This is a genomic window from Marivirga arenosa, from assembly GCF_030503895.2.
GTDB classification, from domain to species: Bacteria; Bacteroidota; Bacteroidia; order Cytophagales; family Cyclobacteriaceae; genus Marivirga; species Marivirga arenosa.
Genome location: NZ_CP129970.2, coordinates 1355949 through 1378669 on the forward strand (window position 1 = coordinate 1355949; position 22721 = coordinate 1378669).

Consider the following 22721-nt stretch of genomic DNA (forward strand, 5'->3'; position numbering starts at 1 on the left):
TATTTTATTTCAATAATTCGTAGGCAGCTTCAACATATTCATACACATCATCAGGGTGATTATCAGTATAAAGCTTGCTTCTGCTTTTACCTAACCTTACTACTACAGCATTTTTATCTTTCAAAACAAATACATATTGCCCTAAAATCCCTCTTGCATATGGAATTTGCTTTCCTTCATAGTTCAATATCCACCATTGATAACCGTAATAAGGTATTTCCTTTTCTGAACTGAATAGTTTAGCTGCTTGAGTAGCTACTTGAATATATTCTGCTGGAACAACTTGCTCTCCATTCCATTCACCATTATTCAAAACCAGTTGACCTATTCTGGCAAAATCTCTAGCTGTACTATTAAAGCAACAAAATGCCTTTTCCATTCCGCCTGCTCTATCTAAACTCCAAAGTGCATCATGTTCTGCTCCAATTTTTCGCCATAAACGATTCGTAGCGTAATCACTTACTGATTGACCGGTGGCTGCCTCGAGTATTTCTGCCAAGATTTGAGTATTTATGCTTTTGTAAGCAAACTCCTGAGCTGGCTCTCCATCCATCTTCAATTCATCAACCAGCTTCTTTAAATTGTGACCATAGTAGGCTTCAGTAGTTTTTGAAAATGGGCTCATATAAGCTTCATTCCAGTCAATACCTGAGCTCATAGTGAGAACATCTTTAATGGTAACTTCTGATTTATCCCCTTCTTTGAAGGATTCTAAATATTCAGAAACGGGTTCAAAAACACTCTTAATTTTGCCCTCATCTATTGCTATGCCAATAAGTAAACTCACTATACTTTTTGCTGCTGAAAAAGAGTTAGAAATGGCTTCTTCATCATATCCTAAAAAGTATTTTTCATAAAATATTGCAGTATCTTTTACAATTAGAAAAGCTGTGGTTTCATAGGATTCCAGAATTTCTTGATAAGCCTGGCCCATTTCATATTGATTATATCCAGGAGAAATAGCCCATGGTTGAGGGTTGCTGGCTGCTACGGTTCTATTTTCGAATATTTCATAGTCATCAATATTAGCAGTTAAATGCAAAAAAGCATTTTGAGAATAATCAGGCAGGAAAAGAAAAGTAATACCCAATAAAACGATGACAATAAATGATGCGCCTAGTGTTTTTCTTAACATAAATTCAAGACAATTTTATAAACCAAGCAAAAATACATTTTCAAAAAGTAATAATATCATTAAAACAAATTGAATTTCTAAATTAACATTTCTCTGCTACCTTCGTATTGGAAGTGACATCAAAAATTTAAACTAAACCTAATTATATTAATATGAAAAGAGGTCTTTTAATTACGATTGGCATCATTGTTTTAGTTGCCATTATCATATACCGAGTATTTGCTGGTTCTTATAACAATATGGTTACAAAAGAAGAGCAAGTAACTTCAGCATGGTCGCAGGTTGAAAATGTTTATCAAAGAAGAGCTGACTTAATACCGAACCTAGTAAATACGGTAAAAGGATATGCTGATTTTGAACAAGAGACACTTCAAGGTGTAATTGAAGCGAGGTCAAAAGCAACTGGTGTTAATATTAACGCGGATGACTTGAGTCCTGAAAAAATCCAGCAATTCCAGCAAGCACAACAAGGCTTAAGTTCTGCTTTATCTCGTTTAATGGTAGTAGTTGAACGATATCCAGATTTAAAGGCCAATCAAAACTTCTCAAAATTGCAAGATCAATTAGAAGGAACAGAAAATAGAATTGCTGTAGAAAGAAGAAGATTCAATGAGGTTACAAGAGACTACAATACCTATATCAGAAAATTTCCTCAAACCATGCTAGCAGGCATATACGGTTTTGAGAAGAAAGGATATTTCGAAGCTGACCAAGGAGCAGAAAATGCACCTGAAGTGAGTTTCGATTAATTGAAAATAGCAAGTGATAGTAAAGGGCTTCAAATCAAATTTTGAAGCCTTTTTTATTTGTAAATCTTTGCAAACAACAAGCTAATGCAGGTGTTGATATAATATGGAAATTCAAGAAAACACAGTAGTTACTTTATCATATCACGTTAGAAAAAAAGATGAAGAAGGTGAATTAGTTGACTTTTCAGGGCAATCTTATCCGTTAAGATTTCTCTTTGGAAGTGGAAAAATGCTACCCTATTTTGAAGAGCAGTTAAAAGGAAAAACCCAAAATGAGACCTTTGCCTTCAGATTACCCGCTGATTTTGCTTATGGTAAAAAGGATGAAAGTTTAATCAAAACAATCCCAAAAGCTGATTTTAAAGAGAAAGAAGGCTATACTGAAGAAACCTTGGAAGTAGGCGCTTACATACGGTATGAGAATAGTGAAGAATCGCAAAGTGGAAGAATAATTGATAAAAATAAATCAGACGTAAAGGTAGACTTCAACCACCCTTTAGCCGGTCAAGATCTATTTTTTAAAGGCAATATAATATCAGTGAGGAAAGCATCTTTTGAAGAGATTGAAAGACAACATCATATTGAACCAGATGGCATTCGCTTTCAATAAGCACAATAACATTTAAAGAATAAGGCCGTATTCTTTGGAAGATTTATTAAATTTATGTCATGGCAAAAGATGCATTCACAGAAGAAGAAAAGAAAAAAATTGTTAGCGCTATTAAAGAGGCGGAACTGAATACTTCAGGAGAGATTCAAATTCACCTAGAAAATCATTGCAAGGAAGATGTAATGGATCATGCAGCCTACATTTTTAAAACCCTTAAAATGCATAAAACCAAAGAACGCAATGGAGTTCTTTTTTATATGGCTGTGAAGGATCATAAGTTTGCCATTTTAGGTGATGCAGGTATTAACAATAAAGTTCCTGAAAACTTTTGGGATGACATAAAGGAACATATGCTAGCTCACTTTAAAAAAGGAGATTTAACAGCTGGACTAAGCGAAGGAATCAAAATGGCAGGAGAACAACTCGCATCCCACTTTCCTTATCAAAAAGATGATGAAAACGAGTTGCCAGATGAAATTTCATTTGGGAAGAATTGAATTAACTCCATACAATTACTGAATGTATGGAGTTTCAAAATTAAGTGACAAATGATTAAAAATCCTTTTCAGACATCACTTCAAAATATCTTGCTATTCTCTCCAGTGAACTTTTTATTCACTAAAAAAGGATACTCATAACTATTATGATTCACGTTATACATAAATAGGTATGGAAATGGTTGATTCTCCAGCCCCCCTCCAATTAAAAAATCATCTTTAATTCCTCTTACCATATCAGACATTCCTAAATCCATAAAATATTGTCTATATTCTCTGAGCGTTTTCACATCTACTAAAATTATCAAATTTTGATCAATAAACGTAGAGAAATTACTTTTAATAAGATCATAAATTTGGTCATAACAAGGATTGCAAACATTTGATGGAATTCTTAAAATCAATTTACTCCCCTGAAGCTCATAATTATTCATATCATAGTCATAAATTTTGCCCTTTAAACTAAAATTATTTTCTAATTTATTAAAGTTTTTATGAATACTTAATTCATAATCTGTGTTTAATTTAACAATTTCAGATGTATTACATTCTATTTTCGTATCCTTTCTTAAGTTATAATTAGAATAAGATAAATAGAGAATTACAATAATCGATAAAACAAATATATACTTATTCATCCTTTATAATTTAATAAAACTAAAATTGGATTTGAGTTTTGATTCACATTATCGAAGAGTTCAAACCATTTTTTGTTCGAAATCACATAGGTTTCCCATTCTGAATCATTGAGTTTACCTTTTATCTGTTTCATTTTCTCAATTTCTTCAAAAGGGTCGACTTGAAAAACTATACTATTGTAAAATATACCAAGAGGTACTTTATTAAAATCAGCCTTCACTTTTTCATTTGAAAACCCATATAAATTATTCGATAAATGGTCAAAAGTTATGTTTTCTTCAGTATTCCGGTCAAAAAGGGTATGATATAGTTCCCCTTTATACTTAAATGTGAAATAAATAAATTTTTCACTAACGTTATAATCTGTCAATTTGAAAGGATAATTTGATTTATTTAAAGTTTTAACAAAATCCATTAAACCATCAAAATTTTGATTAAGAAAGGATTCGGGCATATTTTGATTCTCAAAATGCACACTATATTCAGCTGCAATAGATTTATCTGTTAATTGAAATAATTTACTAATAAGCATATTGTGATAAAACCCTTCATTCCTTGTGAAATTATTTCTTTCCATAAATAGTAATTCTCTTTGATTTTCTGGAATCGGTAAAAACTTTTCAAGTAACTTGTCCTTCTCAAAATCAAATATAGCAAGTTGATGTCCCAGAGTTCCGTAATAGAAATTACCTCCATGTAAGGCAAAAATTTCGCCTTTCAAATGAGTAAAAGAATAGGTCGAATTTAACAACTCATTCTTGAAAATTTTTTTAATATTGCCAAGTGTATCAACTTCAGTAATTCTTCCTTTTTTATTGTCTAAAATGAAAAATGTTTCTCCAGACTTTGATACACTAAAATTCGTGATGTTCAGATATTCATCTGGTCCTTCGCCAATTTTATTAATTAATACCTCTTTGTTATTCTTGAGATTTTTAATTAGGATAAGATTTGATGGTTTACGACAGTGAACTATTAAATTATCTCTTAATTGTCCTACTGATTGTATATTGCTTATTATTTCCTCTGAATCAAGCGTAACAATTTTATTTAATTCAAAGTAATCTCCATACTGAATAGTTTTTTTATCATTCAAGTTAATTCTAATCTCTTTTGAATAATTTTTTTCTGGAGTATTACAGCTTTGAAAAATTACTATTGATAGTAAACTTATAATTTTAATTACCTTCATAAATCATAATTTGTTGAAAAAGCAATGCTTAGTAGCATTGCTTTTAAAATGTTTTAACAATCCGGAGATTGGGTACAATCATTATTATCATTATCTGCACAACAAAAACCACCACCTGAATACTCAGCCAAAGATTTATCATTGCCAGCTATTATACTCTGGCCTTGCGAATAAACTTCAAAACCAATGGTCAATGAAAATAGGCCAATTGACATAAGTGTGAATAATTTCTTCTTCATGATTAAAATATTTTTAGTTTAAAATTTATTTAATCAACCAAAGAACAATTAAGAAATGAGTACGCTTACGAGGCCTCTTCCGAAAAGAGTAATCATTAACTTCTATAAGGAAGTCTAAGCAAGAGTACTTAAACTTAACAATATGGGTATTGTTTTTTGGTTGAATCGCTAGTTTAGTAAAAAAGATTAAAATCAAAAATCGATCTAATTTATTTTTATTTAATAAGCCTCAAAAGCTCTCTTCTGCTTTTTTGATAAGCATCATTAAATCTTGATAATATCAATGCATAACTAGCCACCAAAATCACCAATGGGAAAATAATGGTCAACGCATTTTCCCCCTGTGAATAAGAAACTATTGAGAACATTAACATTAGGATTACCCAAAAGCCTAAAAAATATTTTACGCTTGGGAATAGCTTAAACTCAAGATGAATTAAACTTCCTGATTGACCACCTTCAACCTTTCCTTTGATTAAAGGTAAAAAATTATTCGGTCGGCTTACAATTTGAGAAATAGCAAAAGCATTCTCGCTTACATTACCATTAAATAAAAATACCTCCTCTTCCTCATCCCCTAATGATCGGTTTTTAAAGGATTGATATTTTACAGGTTTTACGGCCAGCTTCATCCTTCTCATCACTTCATTTTGCCCTAATGGGCTCAGAAACATTTCCGATTTAGCTGGCCATAATTGCATTATTTAACGGCAATACAACTGATTTCAACATTTACATCTTTAGGTAAACGCGCTACTTCCACAGTTTCTCTAGCCGGTGGATCTTGCTTAAAATACATTCCGTATGCTTCGTTTATAGTAGCAAAATTACCCATATCTTTTACAAAAATGCTGCACTTTACCACATCTGAAAAACCTAATCCTGCTTCAGATAATATAGCTTCAAGGTTTTTCATAACTTGATGTGTCTCTTCTGTAATATTTTCATTGATCAATTCTCCAGATTGTGCATCCAAAGCTATTTGACCTGAAACATACAAGGTGTTTCCTGCTAAAACAGCTTGATTATAAGGTCCAATTGGTGCAGGAGCCTCTTTTGTTTGAATGATTTGTTTACTCATCTCGCTTTTTATAATTAGTTCATTAACTTTGGTTCAAAACTAACAAATTATGAATATACTTGTTGTTGGGTCACCCATAAACCAAGAAGAAATCATATCTAAATTTGGTGAAAAACACCAAATCATAACTTTCAATGACCTTACTGAAATCACTGAAGAAGCTTTTTTTAAAGCCGATGTAGTTTTTGACTTTTTCATTGCTGAGGAACCAGAAGCACTTCAGTTTTATGAGCAAAGACCTGATCTAACCATATTTACAAATATGGCTATGAGTAGCTTTGGGAACTTAAAAATCTTCCAAAACCAAACACAAAATACAGTATTTGGATTTAACGGACTGCCAACTTTTGCTGGAAGAGAAATATTAGAATGCAGTATTGAAAATGAGCTCGATAAAGAAAAATTGAGCTTAATGTGTGGTAAATTAGAAACGGATTTTGATATCGTTGAGGATAGAGTAGGGATGGTTACCCCAAGGGTTATATGCATGATTATAAACGAGGCATTCTATACTTTACAGGAAGGGACTGCAGAAAAAGAAGATATTGACCTCGGAATGAAATTAGGAACCAATTATCCTAATGGACCTTTTGAATGGGCTGAAAAAATTGGAATAAAAAACGTCTATGAATTATTAGAGTCCGTATATGAAGATACTAAAGAAGAAAGATATAAAATCTGCCCTCGATTGAAAAAAGAATATTTAGCTTTAGTGTAATTGATTTAATTAAATAAAAACTTTCTAGCTTACTATGGCACAAAATCAAGAGTATAGTTTATTCGAAGATGTATGCAGTTTCGTTGATGATGCAGCTCAGCATATGGAGCTTCACCCAGGTTTATTAGAGCAAATCAAGCAATGCAACAGTATCTATAAATTCCATTTCCCAGTTCGCATGGATGATGGGTCTTATCAAGTTGTAAAAGGCTACAGAGTACAGCATTCTCACCACAAACTCCCCGTTAAAGGAGGTATTAGGTTTAGTGAGATGGTTAATGAACAAGAAGTAATGGGATTAGCATCCTTAATGACTTTTAAATGTGCTATGGTAAACATTCCATTTGGCGGTGCTAAAGGTGGTGTAAATATTGACCCATTGGCCTACAACACTCGTCAACTTGAAAAGATTACTAGGAGGTACACCTCTGAATTAATTAAAAAGAAATTTATAGGGCCTGCGATTGACGTACCTGCACCCGATTATGGTACAGGCGCCAGAGAAATGGCCTGGATAGTCGATACCTACGAAGCTTTTAATCCTGAAGCCATTAATGCAAAAGCATGTGTAACAGGAAAACCTCTTTCTCAACATGGTATTGAGGGAAGAACTGAAGCAACTGGTATGGGTGTTTATATTGGCATTAGAGAGGCTGTTAGTGTGAAAGAAGATATGGAATCTTTAGGATTGACCACAGGTTTGCAAGACAAAAAAATCATCATACAAGGATTAGGTAACGTAGGTTTTTATTCCGCTAAGTACCTTTCAGAAGCTGGAGCTAAAATTATAGGTGTTGCAGAATGGAATGGTGGAATTTGGGATGAAAATGGAATTGATATTGAAGCTTTAAAAGAATATCAAATTGAGAACAAAGGTTTTGAAGGCTATGGAAAAGGAGAGTTTATAAAAGATTCAGCATCATTACTGGAAAAGGAATGTGACATTCTAGTTCCTGCTGCTTTAGAAAACCAAATCACCAGTGAAAATGCTGGAAAAATTAAAGCTAAAATTATTGGCGAAGCAGCAAATGGACCTATTACTAAGGAAGCAGAAAAAATCCTTTTAGATCGAGAGATTTTTGTAATACCAGATATGTATTTAAATGCAGGTGGTGTTACTGTTTCATATTTTGAATGGCTTAAAAATTTATCAAGAGTATCATTTGGTAAGTTAGAAAAGCGATATGATATGGAAAAATATAAATTCTTACTAGACAGCATTGAAAACGCAACGGGTGATGCTTTTAAACAGGAACAAAGAGATGCAATAGTGAAAGGGGCAAGTGAAAGGGATTTAGTAATATCAGGTTTAGAAGAAACAATGGTAACTGCTTATCATGATTTAAATGAAATGCGAAAAAATAAGAAAATCAAAAGCTTAAGAACTGCGGCTTTCATTTTAGCAATTGAAAGAATTGCTATCAGCTATACGGATATGGGTATTTTCCCTTGATTTTTTTTACAAAACTTATCCAAGGCTTGTCAATATTACTGACAGGCCTTTTTTATTTCTGAGCACCACAGAGATGAGTGTTTTTCCTTAGGATAATTAATATTTCCTCTTTTAAATATTTATACTAATGGTTGCATACAAGCTTTCAATGATTACATTTGTATAAACTAAACTTATAATTATGAACAAAAAATTATTATTACTAGCTCTTACTATGCTATTTGTTGGATCTGCATTTGCACAAAAATTATTAAGTCCATCATTTACTTATTCACACAAAAAAACATCTTATATCACCCTAAAAGATGGAACTGAAATAACTGGAACCATTAAAGATTTAGACAGAAAGAAAGGTTTGATTGATCAGATTAAAATTGAAAAAGAGGATGGTAAAAAAGTAAAACTTAAGCCAGAAGATATTAAAGAAATGTACTTGCCTCAAAGCGGATTAGACAAAGTAAGTCAAGCAATGGATGCGATGTCTGATGCTCAAAAATGGAATAATGAACAAATCGATCAAGATTTATTAGATGACGGTTATGTATACTTTGAAAATGCAATGGTGTATTATAAAAAGAAAAAGAAAATGGAGCTTTTAATGCAGCTATTAAACCCTACTTTTTCTAAAGAAGTTAAAGTTTATCATGATCCTATGGCTAAGCAAACAATGTCTGTTGGCGTTGGTGGCGTAACCTTAGCTGGTGGATTAGAAAAATCATATTTTGTGAAAACGAATGATGGCGAAGCAGCTTATAAGCTAAAGAAAAAGGATTACGATGAAGAATATGAGGTAATGTGGGAAGGTTGTGATGAATTAATGAATTCAACTGACAGAGCATGGAAAGACTTAAGTAAACATGTAGTAGCTTTCTCAGATTGCCAATAATTTAAAATAAAAATAAAGCTCTGCCAGAATTTAATAATATCTGGCAGAGCTTTTTTCATAATGAACCACTAATTGAAATAGCATAATTCGTAATTACGAATTAACAATTATTAAATCACTTCATCCCCGGTTGTTTAATCTCATAACCAGTCTTCTCTTTTTCCTCAGCCACCATTTGTTTTACATCTTCCAATAATTTCTGAGCATCATAAATGATACCATCTTTAATGGTATATTTTACACCACCCACTCTGACTACTTCATTATCCTCTGTTAATTTAATAGCACCAGTACCGTACAATACTTTTAAATTCTCTAATGGATTTTCTTCTACAATTACGAAATCTGCCAACTTACCAACTTCTACAGTACCAATTTTATCAGCCATGCCTAAAGCTTCCGCCCCATTTAAAGTTGATGACATCATAATTTCTAATGGATGGAAGCCTGCTTCTCTTAACAATTCCATTTCTCGAATATATGCAAAGCCATACAACTGAAATATAAACCCTGAATCAGAGCCTGTCGTTACTCTACCACCTCTGTTTTTATATTCATTCACAAAAGTCATCCAGAGTTTATAATTATTTCTCCAGGCAGTTTCTTCTTCAGTGCCCCAGTAATGCCAATACGAACCATGTGACACCATACTAGGTTGATAGAATTCCCATAGTGATGGCAGGGTGTAATCATCATGCCATTCCGCTCGGCTGGTGCGCATTAAATCACGGCTAGCCTCATAAATATTGAAAGTTGGATCAATGGTGAAATCTAAATCGATCAACTCATTCATTACAGAATTCCACTTATCAGAATAAGGAGGAGCCGCTTGCTCCCACAGCTTACCTGCCTCTGCAAATCGGTGTTGCTCATTATTATAATTGTAATCTAAAGGATAATGTTGAACTGTTTTATCAGTAAACATGGCTTCAGGTAAACCATACCAATGTTCCATGGAAGTCAAACCTGCTCTTGCGGAATTTAAAACATTCCATCTGGCAACATCTAATTGCGCATGATGCATGGCAGAACGTAAACCTAGCTTCTTATTTTCTTCAAGAGCGGCTTGCATAATTTCAGGTGCTGCACCAAAAAACTTGATGCCATCCGCACCATTTTTAGCATTTTGTTGTACCCATTCTTGAGCCATGGCGGGAGTACTGATCGGCTCATCACTACCTTGCCCGAAAGCAGTATAGGCTAGAATTCTTGGTGCTGTTATTTTATTGGCAGCACTTTTTCTTTTATGCTCTAACACCCAGTTTAAACCATTTCCGGCAGAAGGATCGCGAATAGTGGTAATTCCATGCCCCATCCATAATTTGAAAACATATTCGGATGGAGTTCCTTGAGATTCTCCGCCAATATGACCATGCATATCAATAAAGCCTGGCATTAAATACATGCCTGAAGCGTCTAATTCTTTACCGCCTTCTTTTAATTTGGGTCTACTCTCATCCTTGATTTCAACCCCTGGATATCCTACCGTTTCAATTTTTACAATTTTGTTTTGTTCCACTACTATGTCAACTGGACCCAATGGAGGGGCTCCGTTTCCATTGATCAGTGTAACGCCACGGATGATGAGTTGAGGCCAAGGACCTTCACCTTCTGTTCTTTCGGGAGCCTTTTCAATTTGAGCCCAAACAGCAGTTTGAATGAATACTGCAATTAGTATTAGTAATGTCTTTCTCATATTTAAATGCTTTTGCTAATAAATTCAATATAAGAAAGATTGTTTGAATGATAGAGTTGTATTTGAAGAGTGGAGAAATTTTCAGCTTACTCAATAATATCTATCCCCATTTTCCGCATTAAAGGCACTGCATTAAAAGTATGGCAAGGACCATTATGTAACTTATAATCAAACAGAATTTCTTCTCCGCTTACATCACTATTGAAACTATAGTTTTGGAAGTTGTTCAGTTCGTTTTCTAATTTAGCTAAGGATAAATCATGAGTTGATATTAATCCCATACTGTTGGTTTTCATCAACTGACGAATCAAACTCTCAGCCCCTATATTTCGGTCTTCAGAATTGGTTCCTTTTAAAATCTCGTCTAGCAAATAGAAAATTGGCCGCTCTTGAGGTCTTTTGGTCATATCAACCAGTTGCTTTAGTCGTTTTAATTCAGCATAAAATGAAGAGGTGTTTTCTTCCAAATTATCCTGTGTACGCATGCTCGTAAATAACTGCAATGGACTCATTGCAATACTTTCTGCACAACAAACCGCCCCCATTTGTGCTAAGATCATATTAACACCCAATGAACGTTCAAAAGTACTTTTACCACTCATATTGGCTCCCGTAATTAATGTGACTGCACCAGGACCGGTCATTTCAAAATCATTGCAAACCCTCTCATCATGTTTTAATAAAGGATGTCCAAGGTCTTTTGCTATTAAATCACATTTTGCATCTAATATTTCAGCGTTTTTATATTGCTCATGAGCAAAAGAAAATTCTGCCATACTCATGATGGCTTCCCATTTCCCAATAGCATCAAACCAATTTTCTATAGATTTTCCATAGTCATTTTTCCATTTTATTAAACTATTTAAAACCCAATAATCAATTAATACAAAAGGATTAATGATCCAATACATCATCCCATTTCGAGCATGTAACCAATTAAAAATTTTAGACAGCCTCTTTATTTTTGTGGATGCTTTAGGGTTTTGAAAATACTGTTGAAATTGCTGTAGTAGGGCAGAAGATACTTGCTTTTCCTCCGCCATTTTAAATAGGTTTTTATGCTGTTCCAGATGTTCAGCAATAGGCTTAGTTTCGGATTGCAGCCTCATAATGTTCTTTTGAACTGGGGCCAACACTAAAATATTAATCAGAAAACCAAGCCCTACAAATGAACCTGCTATAATTCCAGTAATCGCCAAAATGATTAAAACCAAAAGTTGGGTAATCGCTACATAGGGTAATATCCTAAAAGCTGGTTTAACTGATTCTTTTTCGGTATGACTAAAATATTTAAAGACCGCTTTTAATTCATATTCATCTTCCTTACCTTCTTTTATTCTACTTTCTGCCCACCATTCTAATCGCCAGTCAAAATCATCTTTTATCTCAGCAACTGCCTCTTGTCTTTGAATGATCTCACTTTTGCTGGCTGGTTTTTTAAACCAATTTGCTAAGGCGTTTTGGCCAAAACTCAAAACGCTTCTATTCAATAAAGAGAAAAGAGAATGCCTACCAAATACATCCATATCGGCAATATATTCATGTAAATGCTCATTGAATTGTTCTCCATCAGGAAGCGCATCTAATTTCAGGTTTAATCGGTCAATTTCTCCCTTAAGAAAGTTGATTCTATTTCGACATAATTCTAAACTTCTTTTTTTAGACTTATGCTTATTCACTAACCAGCCAAATATCAATGGAAAAGGAAGTAATACAATTGCAGTTGATGCTCCGTCTCTTTCGTTAATAAAATAAACCGCTAGAATAATTGAGGCCAAAAAATATAGCACTCTTATAGTACCAAATTGGTTAGTTTGCTTTCTGTACTTTTCTACATCAGTTCGGAAACTTTCAATCTTACCTTTATAAAAATCAATCTTTTGTGCTGTGCTCATGCTTCTTCCTTTTGGAGGTGTAAAGGTAAAGCTTGAAGATAATTTAAAAAGCTAAAACTTGGAGTTTCTTTAAAATTATAAAAGGCGTCTACATGAGTGGAAAAATTCCAGCCGATGTGCAAGAGTATTAGTGAATTTCTTCAATCATGATTTTATTTCCGTTCCAATCAAATTTATCTCCAACTTTTTTATCAATCATTAATTGCGCTAAGGGGCTGATAGCAGAAATTAAAACCACTTCTTTTTCCTCAATATGTAGCTTTCCGTATGAAACTGAAATCAAATACTTTCCTTCTGAAGTTGTGACTAAGGCTCCAAACTGAACAGAATTATACTCTTCATGAGTATTAATGTTTTGTAGGACCGCCAAGTTTCTGTTAATTACTTCCAACTGAGCCTGTAACTTATCTTGCTCCTGCTTCATCATTTCCCTTCCCGTTTCATATTTATCTCCTGCGGAACTTTTCGTATCAGCAGTCATTGAATTCTTCAATTCATCAATATCCTTTTGAAGATTTTCTCTATAATTCCTTAAGTTTTCTCTGCATTTTTCAATTATTGCTGACTTCATATTTATTTGTTAATTCTTTCAAACATTGTAAATAATTTTGACCTGTTTTTACGCAATTCTCCTATGGTACTTTCATAACTTTTTAATGAAAAGATATTTGGGATACTCAGTTTTCCCATTGCAATTGTATAGCTTATGGTGATGGGCACGTAATTCAAAAGCATTATAATTTTTTGAGCATTTTTAGTTTTTACCTTTTTAAATCCTAACCTTTCGGCAGTGTGAGGATTAATAAAATAAGCATTTGCTTCAATTTTAACATCATCCTGATCTTTACTAAATGAATCCAGCATATTAATCATACCTTCAATGTAACTATAAAGGATCGCCTTCTTATTTCTTGATTCACTTTTGTGAATACTTAAGGTATAATAATAATCGAAAAGCGTACCGCCATGAAGCTGAATTTTATTATGCTTAAGGGCTGATGATAGCAACAAAGGGGAATAGTAAACTAAGTTACCGTTTTTTCGAGCAGTAGGCACATCAATAAAGGAAGCAAATACTGATAATACAGGCTGAATAAGGATTAATAAAAACCAAACGCCGGTGCTCCATGCCATAAATACTATTATTGCTACCAGTATAAGTAAATTAAAAACAAAAGACCATAACTTTCTTTTTTGATCTCTCCTGGGCAGTATATAATAGCGATGAACAACTTTCATAAAATGAATATAATCTCCAAAAGGCTAAAAAATTTTTAAAAAGGCAATCTTTTCAAATCAACATTTCCACCACATAATATGACCCCAACTTTATGCCCTTTATACCTTTCTTTCGATTTTATCATAGAGGCAAAAGGAACAGCTCCTGAAGGTTCAACCACCAATTTTAAATAGTTGAAAATTAACCTCATCGCTTCAATTATCTCTTGATCGCTAACGGTAATAATATCTTCAATATGCTCTTGAATGATAGGGAAATTTCTTTCCCCCAAAGAAGTTCTTAAACCATCTGCTATGGTATCAGGAAATTCCATAGGAATTATTTTGCCAGCTTTCCATGATCTGTAAGCATCATCAGCACCTTCGGGTTCTGCGCCAATCACTGGAATTTTATGACCAAAATACTGAGATGAAAGTAAAGTTCCAGCCATAAGTCCTCCACCCCCAATTGGAGCATATATAGCTTTTAAATGATCCGTATCTTCTATCATTTCCTTAGCACAGGTTGCTTGGCCTGCAATCACATCATAATTATCATACGGATGAATAAATGTAGCTCCCGTTTTAGCTACAACATCTTTTAAAGTTTCTTCCCGAGCATTAAGAGTTGAATCACAATAAATCACCTCTGCTCCATATCTTCTTACCGCTTCTACCTTAACTTCAGGAGCATTTTGAGGCATCACAATATAAGCTGGTATTTTTGATAGCTTGGCAGCTAAAGCTACCGCCTGAGCATGATTACCCGATGAATGTGTAGCCACGCCCTTTTTCAATTGTGCTTTTGTTAGTGATAATATTGCATTTGATGCACCTCTCATTTTGAAAGCACCTACTTTCTGCAAATTCTCACATTTGAAATACACATTAACTCCTAAAATTTCATTCAATGTAGTAGAAGTAAAAACCGGAGTTCTATGAACATAGTCGTGAATTCTTTTCTCAGCTGAAATAATGTCTTCTTTTTTTGGTATTTCTTGAAGCAGCATAAGGCTATCTTAGTTAGAATTTAATATATTGCTAATCAGTTTTTATGATTATTATCATAAATAGTAAGTAGTAATAAAATCACAATATGCAATCTAATAAGTTTCTTCGATTATTTAGCCTAGTTATTCTCTCAGTTTTAGTTTTTGCCTGCAATAATGATGATGATTTAGAGAATGAATTTAATTTTCAACATGTAGTCAGCTATGAATTTCTGGATTCAATCTCAACTGAGGATATTAGTGCTCGCTTTGGTGGAAATAATTTAGTAGGTGGATTTATCAATTTCGATATCACGGCTCATAAAATAACCTACATGACGGAAAATTATGATGGAACAGAAGTAGAAGCTTCCGGATTAATCTTGATTCCTATTGTTCAAGGTTCTGCTAAACTTACCAGTTTTCAGCATAGCACATTAGCAAAAGATGCAAATCCCCAAATTGATCAAGAAAATAGAGCTCCCTCTTATTTACCAGAAAATAATGCAGAAATTCATTTATCCGCTGCTCTTTTTGCTGCAAATGGTTATATGATCTCAGCCCCTGATTATATCGGTTATGGAAGCACAGGAGATATGTTTCACCCATATGAGCATGCTCAAACAACAGCTACTACTAGCTATGATATGTTAATTGCAGCAAGAGAATATGCTGAGTTTTTAGAGGTAAAAATGAGAGCTGATGATAACGGAACTGAGGAATTACATTTATTAGGGTATTCTCAAGGAGGAAATTCGACTATGGCGCTGCATAAATACATTGAAGAAACACAACCAGGTGAATTTAATATTATAAGAAGTGCGATGGGTGCTGGTGCCTATCATAAATCAGCTGTTGGGAATTACATTTTCAATTTTGAAGGGGAATTAGGTTTCTCAATCAGTCTATATTTATGGGTAATGGATACTTACGATAGAGTATATTTACAAAGAGGCTTGGATTATTATTTAAATGAACCTTATGCAACAGAAGTTGAAAATGGTGGTTATTTTGCCTTATCAAATACTAACCCTCAAGAAATATTTACCACTGAATTTATAGATGAAATCAATGACCCTAATAGTGGATTTAGCCAAGCATTAGCTGACAATAATGTACATGATTGGAAAGCCAATGCTCCTATAAAGTTGTATCACAGTAGAAATGATGGCTTGGTCCCTTATTTCAATTCTGTTGATGCTTATGAAAACTTAACTGCAAATGGCAGTGAAGAAGTATTATTTGAAACTTACGAATTCGGCAGTGATGTAGCTGTTGAAGATATACATGGTGCTGGAGGCGGAAGATTCTTTTCTGATGTACTTTCTAGATATTTTTTATCAGGTATTTAATAAATAATCAAAAGAGAAGGTAATAAGCATTATGTCATTAAAAAATGAGGATTTTGAAGTGTTAATTGTGGATGATGATGACATGACTGTTTTTTTACATGATGTACATGTAAAGGAAACTCAGTTTCATCCAGCACCTAAAAGTTTCTATAATGGAAATGATGTCGTTGACTATCTGAAAACCTATTATAATGTTAAAAAGCAATACTGCATATTGCTAGACATCAATATGCCTATCTTAAGCGGTTGGGAAGTAATGGATGCTATTATTGAAAATGGAATGGATAAAAATATAGCTGTTATTGTATTAACCTCATCGATTAATACTGCCGATAAAATTAAAAGTGAACAATATGATATGGTGATTGACTATGTAGAAAAACCATTATCTGAGCAAAGATTATTAGAGCTTAAATCTGAAGAAAAGTTCAAAGCATTTTATACTGAATAAGCTTTCAACTTAAAGCTTTTGAACTATCTCTTTCTTCAAAAACTTTAAACTCCACATTCCTCTAAGATCGCCCACTTCATAGTTTATTGCCTTATCATTAGGATATTCTTTTTTAAGAATTGCTTGAACCTCTTTAGAAATTTGGTTCTTTGTACCATGACAATTTAAGCATAATTTTGATGGGATTTTAATAGGTTTATTATAAAGAATGGTGTCACCAGGCCTAATGAACTGCACATTAGCTCCAATTTCATCACCACGTTCAGAGGAATATTCAAAAGCCTCTAAAATATTCTTTTCAATATCTGATGGAGTATTTATAGGGTTTCTATTTTTATTACTTACTCTCTTAAGGAAAACCTTGTATTGATCGGCTAAACTGTCTGTTAAAGGATACGCATTCATGCTACAATATTTTGCAGCAGCTTCATATCCTCCTCTTGCATACTCCTTTGAGATTTTAGACATGAAAACAGCCCCTACTACTTGAGTTATAGAATCTCCAAGTTGGGTAGTTTTATTGATGATTTCAGCTTCCGAAACTTTTTTAACCACTCTTTCTTCAAGAGTATCTTGAATGCGTTTGGGCCTGCGCTTTTCAGTTGAAAAACCACAGGCCCAAATAGATAATATAATTAATAAGCTTAATGCTTTGGCAATTGAATACCTCATAGATTTTAAATCATTAATCTTTATTGATTACTGATCCTATCATTAGATAACTGCTTCCTCCTGAACTCTGACCACTTAATGGACCACAAGAGAATTGAGTGTCTACCACATCTCCTGCTTTATTCTTCATCTTGATAGTGCCCGACCAAGTTTTGTTAGCTTCTAGTGATGACTTCATTGATTTTAAAGCATCTTTAGATTCCACTAACATGGACAGCTCAGAACCTCCAACTTCAGAAGAAGTATAACCCAACTTATCATTCGTAACATTATTAATGCTGTTTATGTAGAAAGAACCGTCAAGTTCAATCATCATATTCGTGTAATTGATGATTTTTTCTTTATCTTCTCTCTCACGTTGAGATCTTTCCATTTCTTCCTGAGTTGCTTGAAGCTCTTCCATATTCTGACGCATCTCTTCTTCCTGAGAACGCATCTGTTCAGTCATTTCTCTTGACTCTTCTAATAATTTAGAAGTTCTTTCATTGATCTTAACAGATGAAATAGTGGATGCAATATTTTCAGCAATTTTCTCTACGAATTCCCTTTCATAATCTTGGAACTCATTGAAAGATGCCAATTCAATTATACCATAAATCTCATCATTCACTTTCAATGGAACGATTAAGATACTGTTTGGATTAGCTTCTCCTAAACCTGAAGTAATCATCACATAATCCTGAGGTACTTCAGTCATATAAATAGTCTCCCCTTCTAACCAAGCCTGACCTGTTAAGCCTTCTCCTTCATATATCTTTTGTTCCAGATATTTCTTTTTATCCCAAGCATAACAAGCAGTTAGTTCTAGAAATGGCTCATCATCCTCTTCGCTATTGATTACGAAAATACCTCCTTGGTTAGACTTCGTATATTTTACAAGGTTTGAGATAATATCATCAGAAAGCAATGAAATATTATCATTGTTCTTCCTTAAAATATCTCCAAACATAGCCAAACCTTCAGTTGACCAATTTCTTTTCTTATCTTCTTCTGCTACCTTCCTTAGGTTGCCTCTCATATTGATAAGGGCATTTCCTAATACATCTTCCTCACTCAATGGCTCATAATCAGAATCGTATTTACCATTACCAATATTTTCAGCAAAGTATGAAGTATCTTTCAATCCATCTACTAATTGGCCAACAGCAATAGCCATTTCACCAATTTCATCATTTCCAAATTTCCGTTCATTATCTTCAGGTAAAATTCCTTTACCTAATTTCACAATAATATCTTTGATATAATTTACTGGTTTTGTGATTGAAGATGCTAACCAGAATGCTCCAATTAAACCTAAAATCACGAAAATTACACCTAAAATAATTGAGGTGTTTCTTAAACTATTTGATGAGTCTAGTACTTCAGCTTCATATTCTTCCGATTCTTCTTGTTTCTGGACAAGTATTGTGTTCAAGTGAGAAATAACAGAATCTGTTCTAGGAATTACTTCTCTCTCTATTGATTCTGAAGCCATGAATTTAACAATGGGGTCCTCATAATCTTCGAAAGTAATTAAACTTCCCATGATCTCTTTCTGAACATCGAGGAGACCTTCAAACTCAGTGAATACCGTATCCATTTCGAGCCTTTGAACTTCGCTGTCCCAATTTTCCTTTAAATCACTGATTTTTTCCTTCATGGCAGGATATTCTTCCTCATGAAGTGTTCTTAAACTTTCTTTATCGGTTTCGTTACTTTGAAGATATACCCAGTTGGTTACAAGCATTTTAGACCTAATAATTAAAAGGTTAAAATCTTTAATGCTCGTTAAAGAGGGTTTAATTACATTCGAATTGGTTTGCGTTAAACTACTATTTTGACTTACTGTGAAAATTGTAATTCCAGCATAAATGATGAAAATCAAGATCAGGGTTATAAACCCTCCTAAAATTTTATTACCAATCGTAAATCGAAAGTTTCTCATTTTATGGCCTTTAAAAAATTATTTCTTTTTAAACTTAATGAAAATAATTGAATTATAAATTTTATCCATTATTTCCATTTATGATTTTTATGTAATATTTAATTTATTTCTTCTCCAAATCGAGTTAATTCCTGTGACATTTTTAAGCCCGCTGACTTTAGAGTAGTATTGTTCACTTCGAACCTTAATTTCCCGTTTACATCTTTAAAATTAATCATAGATCCATTTCGAGCCATGTTTTCATATTCAGTAACTAACAAACACGGTTGATTATTCATAGCACTTTTTATCTTAGGGAAACTTCCATTTTTTTCAGAAGGGACAAATAGAATATGGTAAAAATCTGTGCTTTTGATATCATCAATTTTTACAACTCTAATATTTCTATCCCCTACCTTTTTGATCTCAGCCATTTCCTCTAAAAGCGGAATAATATCAGATTGCCCGTAAACAGCAATTACAAAATCCCCAGTTTTTTTTGACTCTGGCCAATCAATATACTTTGTAAAGCTGTAGAAAAATACCTTGTGAAATCTATAATTCTTTTCCTGCGCAATACTATCCTTTGCAATGAAAAGGAAAACGAAAAATATGATAACGATTTTTAAATGTCGCATTCGAAATAAAATTATTCTATATGGTTAAAAGGTATAGTTGCAAGTTATACTTTTAAGGTCAATTAAACTTACTCATATTTCATTTTAAAATGAAAAAATAGTGATTTTTCGACTAAAACGGAAGTATAATTCACGAAAGGACTTACAAATCCTTTTTAAGTGTTCTCTACTTCTTATAACTATGCAAAAATATGATAGTTTTTTGATTTTAATCTATTGATATATATTTAGTAGTTTTGTGATACTAAAACCAATAGCTGAATGTTAGACAGACTTGAACGTATGAAGGAGCGCTTTCAGGAAGTAGGCCAATTAATGGTACAGCCTGATGCGATGTCGGATATGAAAAAATTTACTGAGCTCAGTAAAGAATATGCAGAATTAGAAAAAGTAGTACAAGCATATGATGCTTACGCAAAAGTTCTAGATGACATTCAGCAAGCCAAAAACATTCTGGAAAACGAAAAAGAGGCTGAATTTAGGGATATGGCTAAAATGGAGCTGGATGAGTTAAAGCCAGAGCAAGAGCGATTAGAGGATGAGCTAAAGAAAATGTTGATTCCGAAAGACCCTAATGATGAAAAGAATGCCGTATTGGAAATTAGAGCAGGAACTGGTGGGGATGAAGCTGCTATTTTTGCAGGGGATTTATTTAAAATGTATCAGAGATTCTGCGACAAAAACGGATTGAATTTAACTGTGTTAGATTTAACTTTTGGGACTGCTGGGGGCTATAAAGAAATCATCAGTACCGTGACCGGTAAAAATGCTTACGGTACTTTAAAATACGAATCTGGAGTTCATAGGGTACAAAGAGTGCCTCAAACCGAAACGCAAGGAAGAGTTCATACCTCTGCCGCAACAGTTGCCGTACTTCCTGAAATAGATGATGTAGAAGTAGAAATCGATATGAATGATGTTCGTAAGGATACTTACTGTTCATCAGGACCTGGAGGTCAATCTGTAAACACTACTTATTCAGCAGTACGATTAACCCATGAACCCACTGGATTGGTCGTTACTTGCCAGGATCAAAAGTCACAGATTAAAAACTTTGAAAAAGCACTAAAGGTATTGCGTTCTCGTTTGTATGAAATTGAGCTTGCTAAACAAAATGAAGAAGTAGGAGCCCAAAGAAGAAGTATAGTAAGAAGTGGAGACCGTTCTGATAAAATAAGAACTTACAATTATCCTCAAGGAAGGGTAACTGACCATAGAATTAACTATACAGTTCACAACTTACCTAATATTATGAATGGTGAAATTGAAGACCTTGTCGAAAATTTACAAATTGCCGAAAATGCCAGCAAAATGGACGAAACGGATCAATAAGGCCGTTTTCATAGCGATTTGTAGTTTTTGTATCCTCACTTTTTCTTTCTGTTCCTATGAACCAGAACCAACATCTGAGGCAATAAACTTAACTTTTTCTACTGATACACTTCAATTTGATACTTTATTTGCTGAACGTTTGAGTATTACCAAGCGTCTAAAAATAATTAATCCTTCAAATAAGGCTATTAATATTTCTTCAATTGGATTAAGAAATCAAACAGACGATTTTCAATTGACATTGAATGGTAGAACCGGTTCAACTTTTTCAGATCAACTATTATTACCAGAAGATAGCTTATTACTATTAGTGTCCGCAAATATTGATCAAAGTGATGAGAATAATCCATTTGTGATAAGAGATTATCTGGAAGTTGTCAATCAAGAAAATAGTCAATCTGTAGTATTTGAGGCCTGGGGTCAGAATGCAAATTATTTAAGCGACAGCACCTTAACTTGTAATAGCCGATGGACTAATGAAAAGCCCTATGTTTTATCGGGCACTATCCTACTTGACTCTGCCTGCATTTTAAATATTGAAGCAGGCACTAAAATTTACAGTGCAACTGAAACCTTTCTAGTTATTGATGGAACCATTCAAGTTGAAGGAACAGCTGATTCCAGTGTATTATTCACTAATGACAGATTAGATGAACCTTTTGCAAGTTCCGCAGGACAATGGGGAGGCATTGTGTTTTTAGGAAATAGCACTAATAATTATTTCAAATACACTAGCATTAAAAACGCACTTTTTGGATTGAACTTAAATGTATTCAATCCTGATAATGAAGCGGATGTTTATATGGAGAATTGTTTTGTTGGTAATATGGCCATTTCATCTGTAATCTCACTTAATAGTGATTTTGCAGCTACTAATTCCGTCTTTTATAATACCGCTTCAAGCACTGTATCGCATACTGGGGGAGGCAGCGCATATTATACGCATTGCACCATTGCGAACTACTTCAATACGGCAAGGGAAGATCCTGCTGCCTTATTTTCTGATTTAGCTGTGGATAATAATGAAAACCAGATTTTAGCTCCTTTGGAAGTACAACTTTTGAATACAATTATCTATGGCAGAATAGCAGGTGAAATTCAGTTTTTTGAGCAAAACCCAGGCAACTTAAAATTGTCCTTTTCTCATAACTTGGTGCGTTCAGGCATTGAAGGATTAGATAATAATTCTATTCAAAATCAAGACCCGGAATTTGTTGAGCCTAATAATGACGATTTTCGTCTTACTCCAATTTCTCCAGCAATTGGCGCTGCATTAGATACTGAAATTAATCAGGATGTAATCGGCACAAAAAGGGATGATGCTCCTGACATAGGAGCTTATGAATTTATTGAAGAATAATATTCAAAATTTGAAA

At 33.6% G+C, this 22721-nt stretch carries 24 protein-coding genes; 10 read left to right on the top strand and 14 right to left on the bottom strand.

Features of this window, described 5'->3' with window-relative positions; translation table 11 throughout:
- Positions 1–4: 4 nt before the first annotated feature.
- Positions 5–1135 (bottom strand): serine hydrolase, encoded by a 1131-nt coding sequence (locus QYS48_RS05905; RefSeq protein ID WP_308357923.1) that lies wholly within the window; start codon positions 1133–1135, stop codon positions 5–7.
- 152 nt (positions 1136–1287) lie between these two features.
- Here QYS48_RS05905 and QYS48_RS05910 point away from each other — a divergent pair, with 152 nt between their 5' ends.
- The 3 genes from QYS48_RS05910 (at position 1288) to QYS48_RS05920 (ending at position 2991) form a co-directional block, all read left to right on the top strand.
- On the top strand, positions 1288–1884 hold the full coding sequence (locus tag QYS48_RS05910; protein WP_302103090.1) for a LemA family protein: 597 nt from the start codon (positions 1288–1290) through the stop codon (positions 1882–1884).
- A gap of 103 nt (positions 1885–1987) precedes the next feature.
- A complete protein-coding gene (locus tag QYS48_RS05915) occupies positions 1988–2494 on the top strand; it encodes a peptidylprolyl isomerase (protein WP_308357924.1) in 507 nt (168 codons plus the stop codon).
- 59 nt (positions 2495–2553) lie between these two features.
- On the top strand, positions 2554–2991 hold the full coding sequence (locus tag QYS48_RS05920) for a TPM domain-containing protein (RefSeq protein ID WP_308357925.1): 438 nt from the start codon (positions 2554–2556) through the stop codon (positions 2989–2991).
- A gap of 80 nt (positions 2992–3071) precedes the next feature.
- Here QYS48_RS05920 and QYS48_RS05925 read toward each other — a convergent pair whose 3' ends face one another.
- From QYS48_RS05925 to QYS48_RS05945, 5 genes are all read right to left on the bottom strand, one after another.
- Positions 3072–3629 carry a hypothetical protein gene (locus QYS48_RS05925; protein ID WP_308357926.1) on the bottom strand — a complete coding sequence of 186 codons (558 nt, stop codon included), beginning with the start codon at positions 3627–3629 and terminating at the stop codon, positions 3072–3074.
- Positions 3626–4822: a 6-bladed beta-propeller gene (locus tag QYS48_RS05930; RefSeq protein ID WP_308357927.1), complete on the bottom strand. Its 1197-nt coding sequence runs from the start codon at positions 4820–4822 to the stop codon at positions 3626–3628. The genes QYS48_RS05925 and QYS48_RS05930 overlap by 4 nt, the downstream gene beginning before the upstream one ends.
- Positions 4823–4875: 53 nt before the next feature.
- Positions 4876–5061 carry a hypothetical protein gene (locus QYS48_RS05935; protein WP_308357928.1) on the bottom strand — a complete coding sequence of 62 codons (186 nt, stop codon included), beginning with the start codon at positions 5059–5061 and terminating at the stop codon, positions 4876–4878.
- 215 nt (positions 5062–5276) lie between these two features.
- Positions 5277–5762, bottom strand: coding sequence for a hypothetical protein (locus QYS48_RS05940; RefSeq protein WP_308357929.1), 486 nt, complete (start codon positions 5760–5762; stop codon positions 5277–5279).
- Positions 5762–6142, bottom strand: coding sequence for a RidA family protein (locus QYS48_RS05945; protein WP_308357930.1), 381 nt, complete (start codon positions 6140–6142; stop codon positions 5762–5764). Before QYS48_RS05945 ends, QYS48_RS05940 begins: the two co-directional genes overlap by 1 nt.
- Before the next feature lie 49 nt (positions 6143–6191).
- Between QYS48_RS05945 and QYS48_RS05950 the strand changes: the two genes are divergently transcribed.
- From QYS48_RS05950 to QYS48_RS05960, 3 genes are all read left to right on the top strand, one after another.
- Positions 6192–6860 (top strand): 3-hydroxyacyl-CoA dehydrogenase family protein, encoded by a 669-nt coding sequence (locus tag QYS48_RS05950; RefSeq protein ID WP_308357931.1) that lies wholly within the window; start codon positions 6192–6194, stop codon positions 6858–6860.
- A 34-nt stretch (positions 6861–6894) separates the two neighbouring features.
- Positions 6895–8313: a Glu/Leu/Phe/Val dehydrogenase gene (locus tag QYS48_RS05955; RefSeq protein ID WP_308357932.1), complete on the top strand. Its 1419-nt coding sequence runs from the start codon at positions 6895–6897 to the stop codon at positions 8311–8313.
- Positions 8314–8494: 181 nt separating this feature from the next.
- A complete protein-coding gene (locus tag QYS48_RS05960; RefSeq protein WP_308357933.1) occupies positions 8495–9199 on the top strand; it encodes a hypothetical protein in 705 nt (234 codons plus the stop codon).
- Between the two features lie 115 nt (positions 9200–9314).
- Here QYS48_RS05960 and QYS48_RS05965 read toward each other — a convergent pair whose 3' ends face one another.
- From QYS48_RS05965 to QYS48_RS05985, 5 genes are all read right to left on the bottom strand, one after another.
- Entirely contained in the window at positions 9315–10895 is a 1581-nt protein-coding gene (locus QYS48_RS05965; RefSeq protein WP_308357934.1) for an amidohydrolase family protein, read from the bottom strand.
- 86 nt (positions 10896–10981) lie between these two features.
- Complete coding sequence (locus QYS48_RS05970; protein WP_308357935.1) at positions 10982–12790, bottom strand: hypothetical protein; 1809 nt, start codon at positions 12788–12790, stop codon at positions 10982–10984.
- Positions 12791–12917: 127 nt separating this feature from the next.
- Positions 12918–13361, bottom strand: coding sequence for a hypothetical protein (locus QYS48_RS05975; protein WP_308357936.1), 444 nt, complete (start codon positions 13359–13361; stop codon positions 12918–12920).
- Positions 13362–13363: 2 nt separating this feature from the next.
- Positions 13364–13924 (bottom strand): hypothetical protein, encoded by a 561-nt coding sequence (locus QYS48_RS05980; protein WP_308357937.1) that lies wholly within the window; start codon positions 13922–13924, stop codon positions 13364–13366.
- A gap of 140 nt (positions 13925–14064) precedes the next feature.
- Entirely contained in the window at positions 14065–15018 is a 954-nt protein-coding gene (locus QYS48_RS05985) for a pyridoxal-phosphate dependent enzyme (RefSeq protein WP_308357938.1), read from the bottom strand.
- Between the two features lie 86 nt (positions 15019–15104).
- Here QYS48_RS05985 and QYS48_RS05990 point away from each other — a divergent pair, with 86 nt between their 5' ends.
- The gene (locus tag QYS48_RS05990; protein ID WP_308357939.1) at positions 15105–16349 is read left to right on the top strand and encodes a phospholipase; all 1245 of its coding nucleotides are present in this window, start codon (positions 15105–15107) and stop codon (positions 16347–16349) included.
- Positions 16350–16380: 31 nt separating this feature from the next.
- Positions 16381–16800 (top strand): response regulator, encoded by a 420-nt coding sequence (locus QYS48_RS05995; protein ID WP_308357940.1) that lies wholly within the window; start codon positions 16381–16383, stop codon positions 16798–16800.
- 9 nt (positions 16801–16809) lie between these two features.
- Here QYS48_RS05995 and QYS48_RS06000 read toward each other — a convergent pair whose 3' ends face one another.
- From QYS48_RS06000 to QYS48_RS06010, 3 genes are all read right to left on the bottom strand, one after another.
- On the bottom strand, positions 16810–17472 hold the full coding sequence (locus tag QYS48_RS06000) for a DUF3365 domain-containing protein (RefSeq protein WP_308357941.1): 663 nt from the start codon (positions 17470–17472) through the stop codon (positions 16810–16812).
- A 13-nt stretch (positions 17473–17485) separates the two neighbouring features.
- Complete coding sequence (locus QYS48_RS06005) at positions 17486–19396, bottom strand: GAF domain-containing protein (protein WP_308357942.1); 1911 nt, start codon at positions 19394–19396, stop codon at positions 17486–17488.
- A 98-nt stretch (positions 19397–19494) separates the two neighbouring features.
- A complete protein-coding gene (locus QYS48_RS06010) occupies positions 19495–20013 on the bottom strand; it encodes a YfiR family protein (protein WP_308357943.1) in 519 nt (172 codons plus the stop codon).
- Positions 20014–20274: 261 nt separating this feature from the next.
- Here QYS48_RS06010 and prfA point away from each other — a divergent pair, with 261 nt between their 5' ends.
- Entirely contained in the window at positions 20275–21345 is a 1071-nt protein-coding gene (prfA, locus tag QYS48_RS06015) for a peptide chain release factor 1 (protein WP_308357944.1), read from the top strand.
- Positions 21314–22705 carry a choice-of-anchor Q domain-containing protein gene (locus tag QYS48_RS06020; RefSeq protein ID WP_308357945.1) on the top strand — a complete coding sequence of 464 codons (1392 nt, stop codon included), beginning with the start codon at positions 21314–21316 and terminating at the stop codon, positions 22703–22705. The genes prfA and QYS48_RS06020 overlap by 32 nt, the downstream gene beginning before the upstream one ends.
- Positions 22706–22721: the final 16 nt, after the last annotated feature.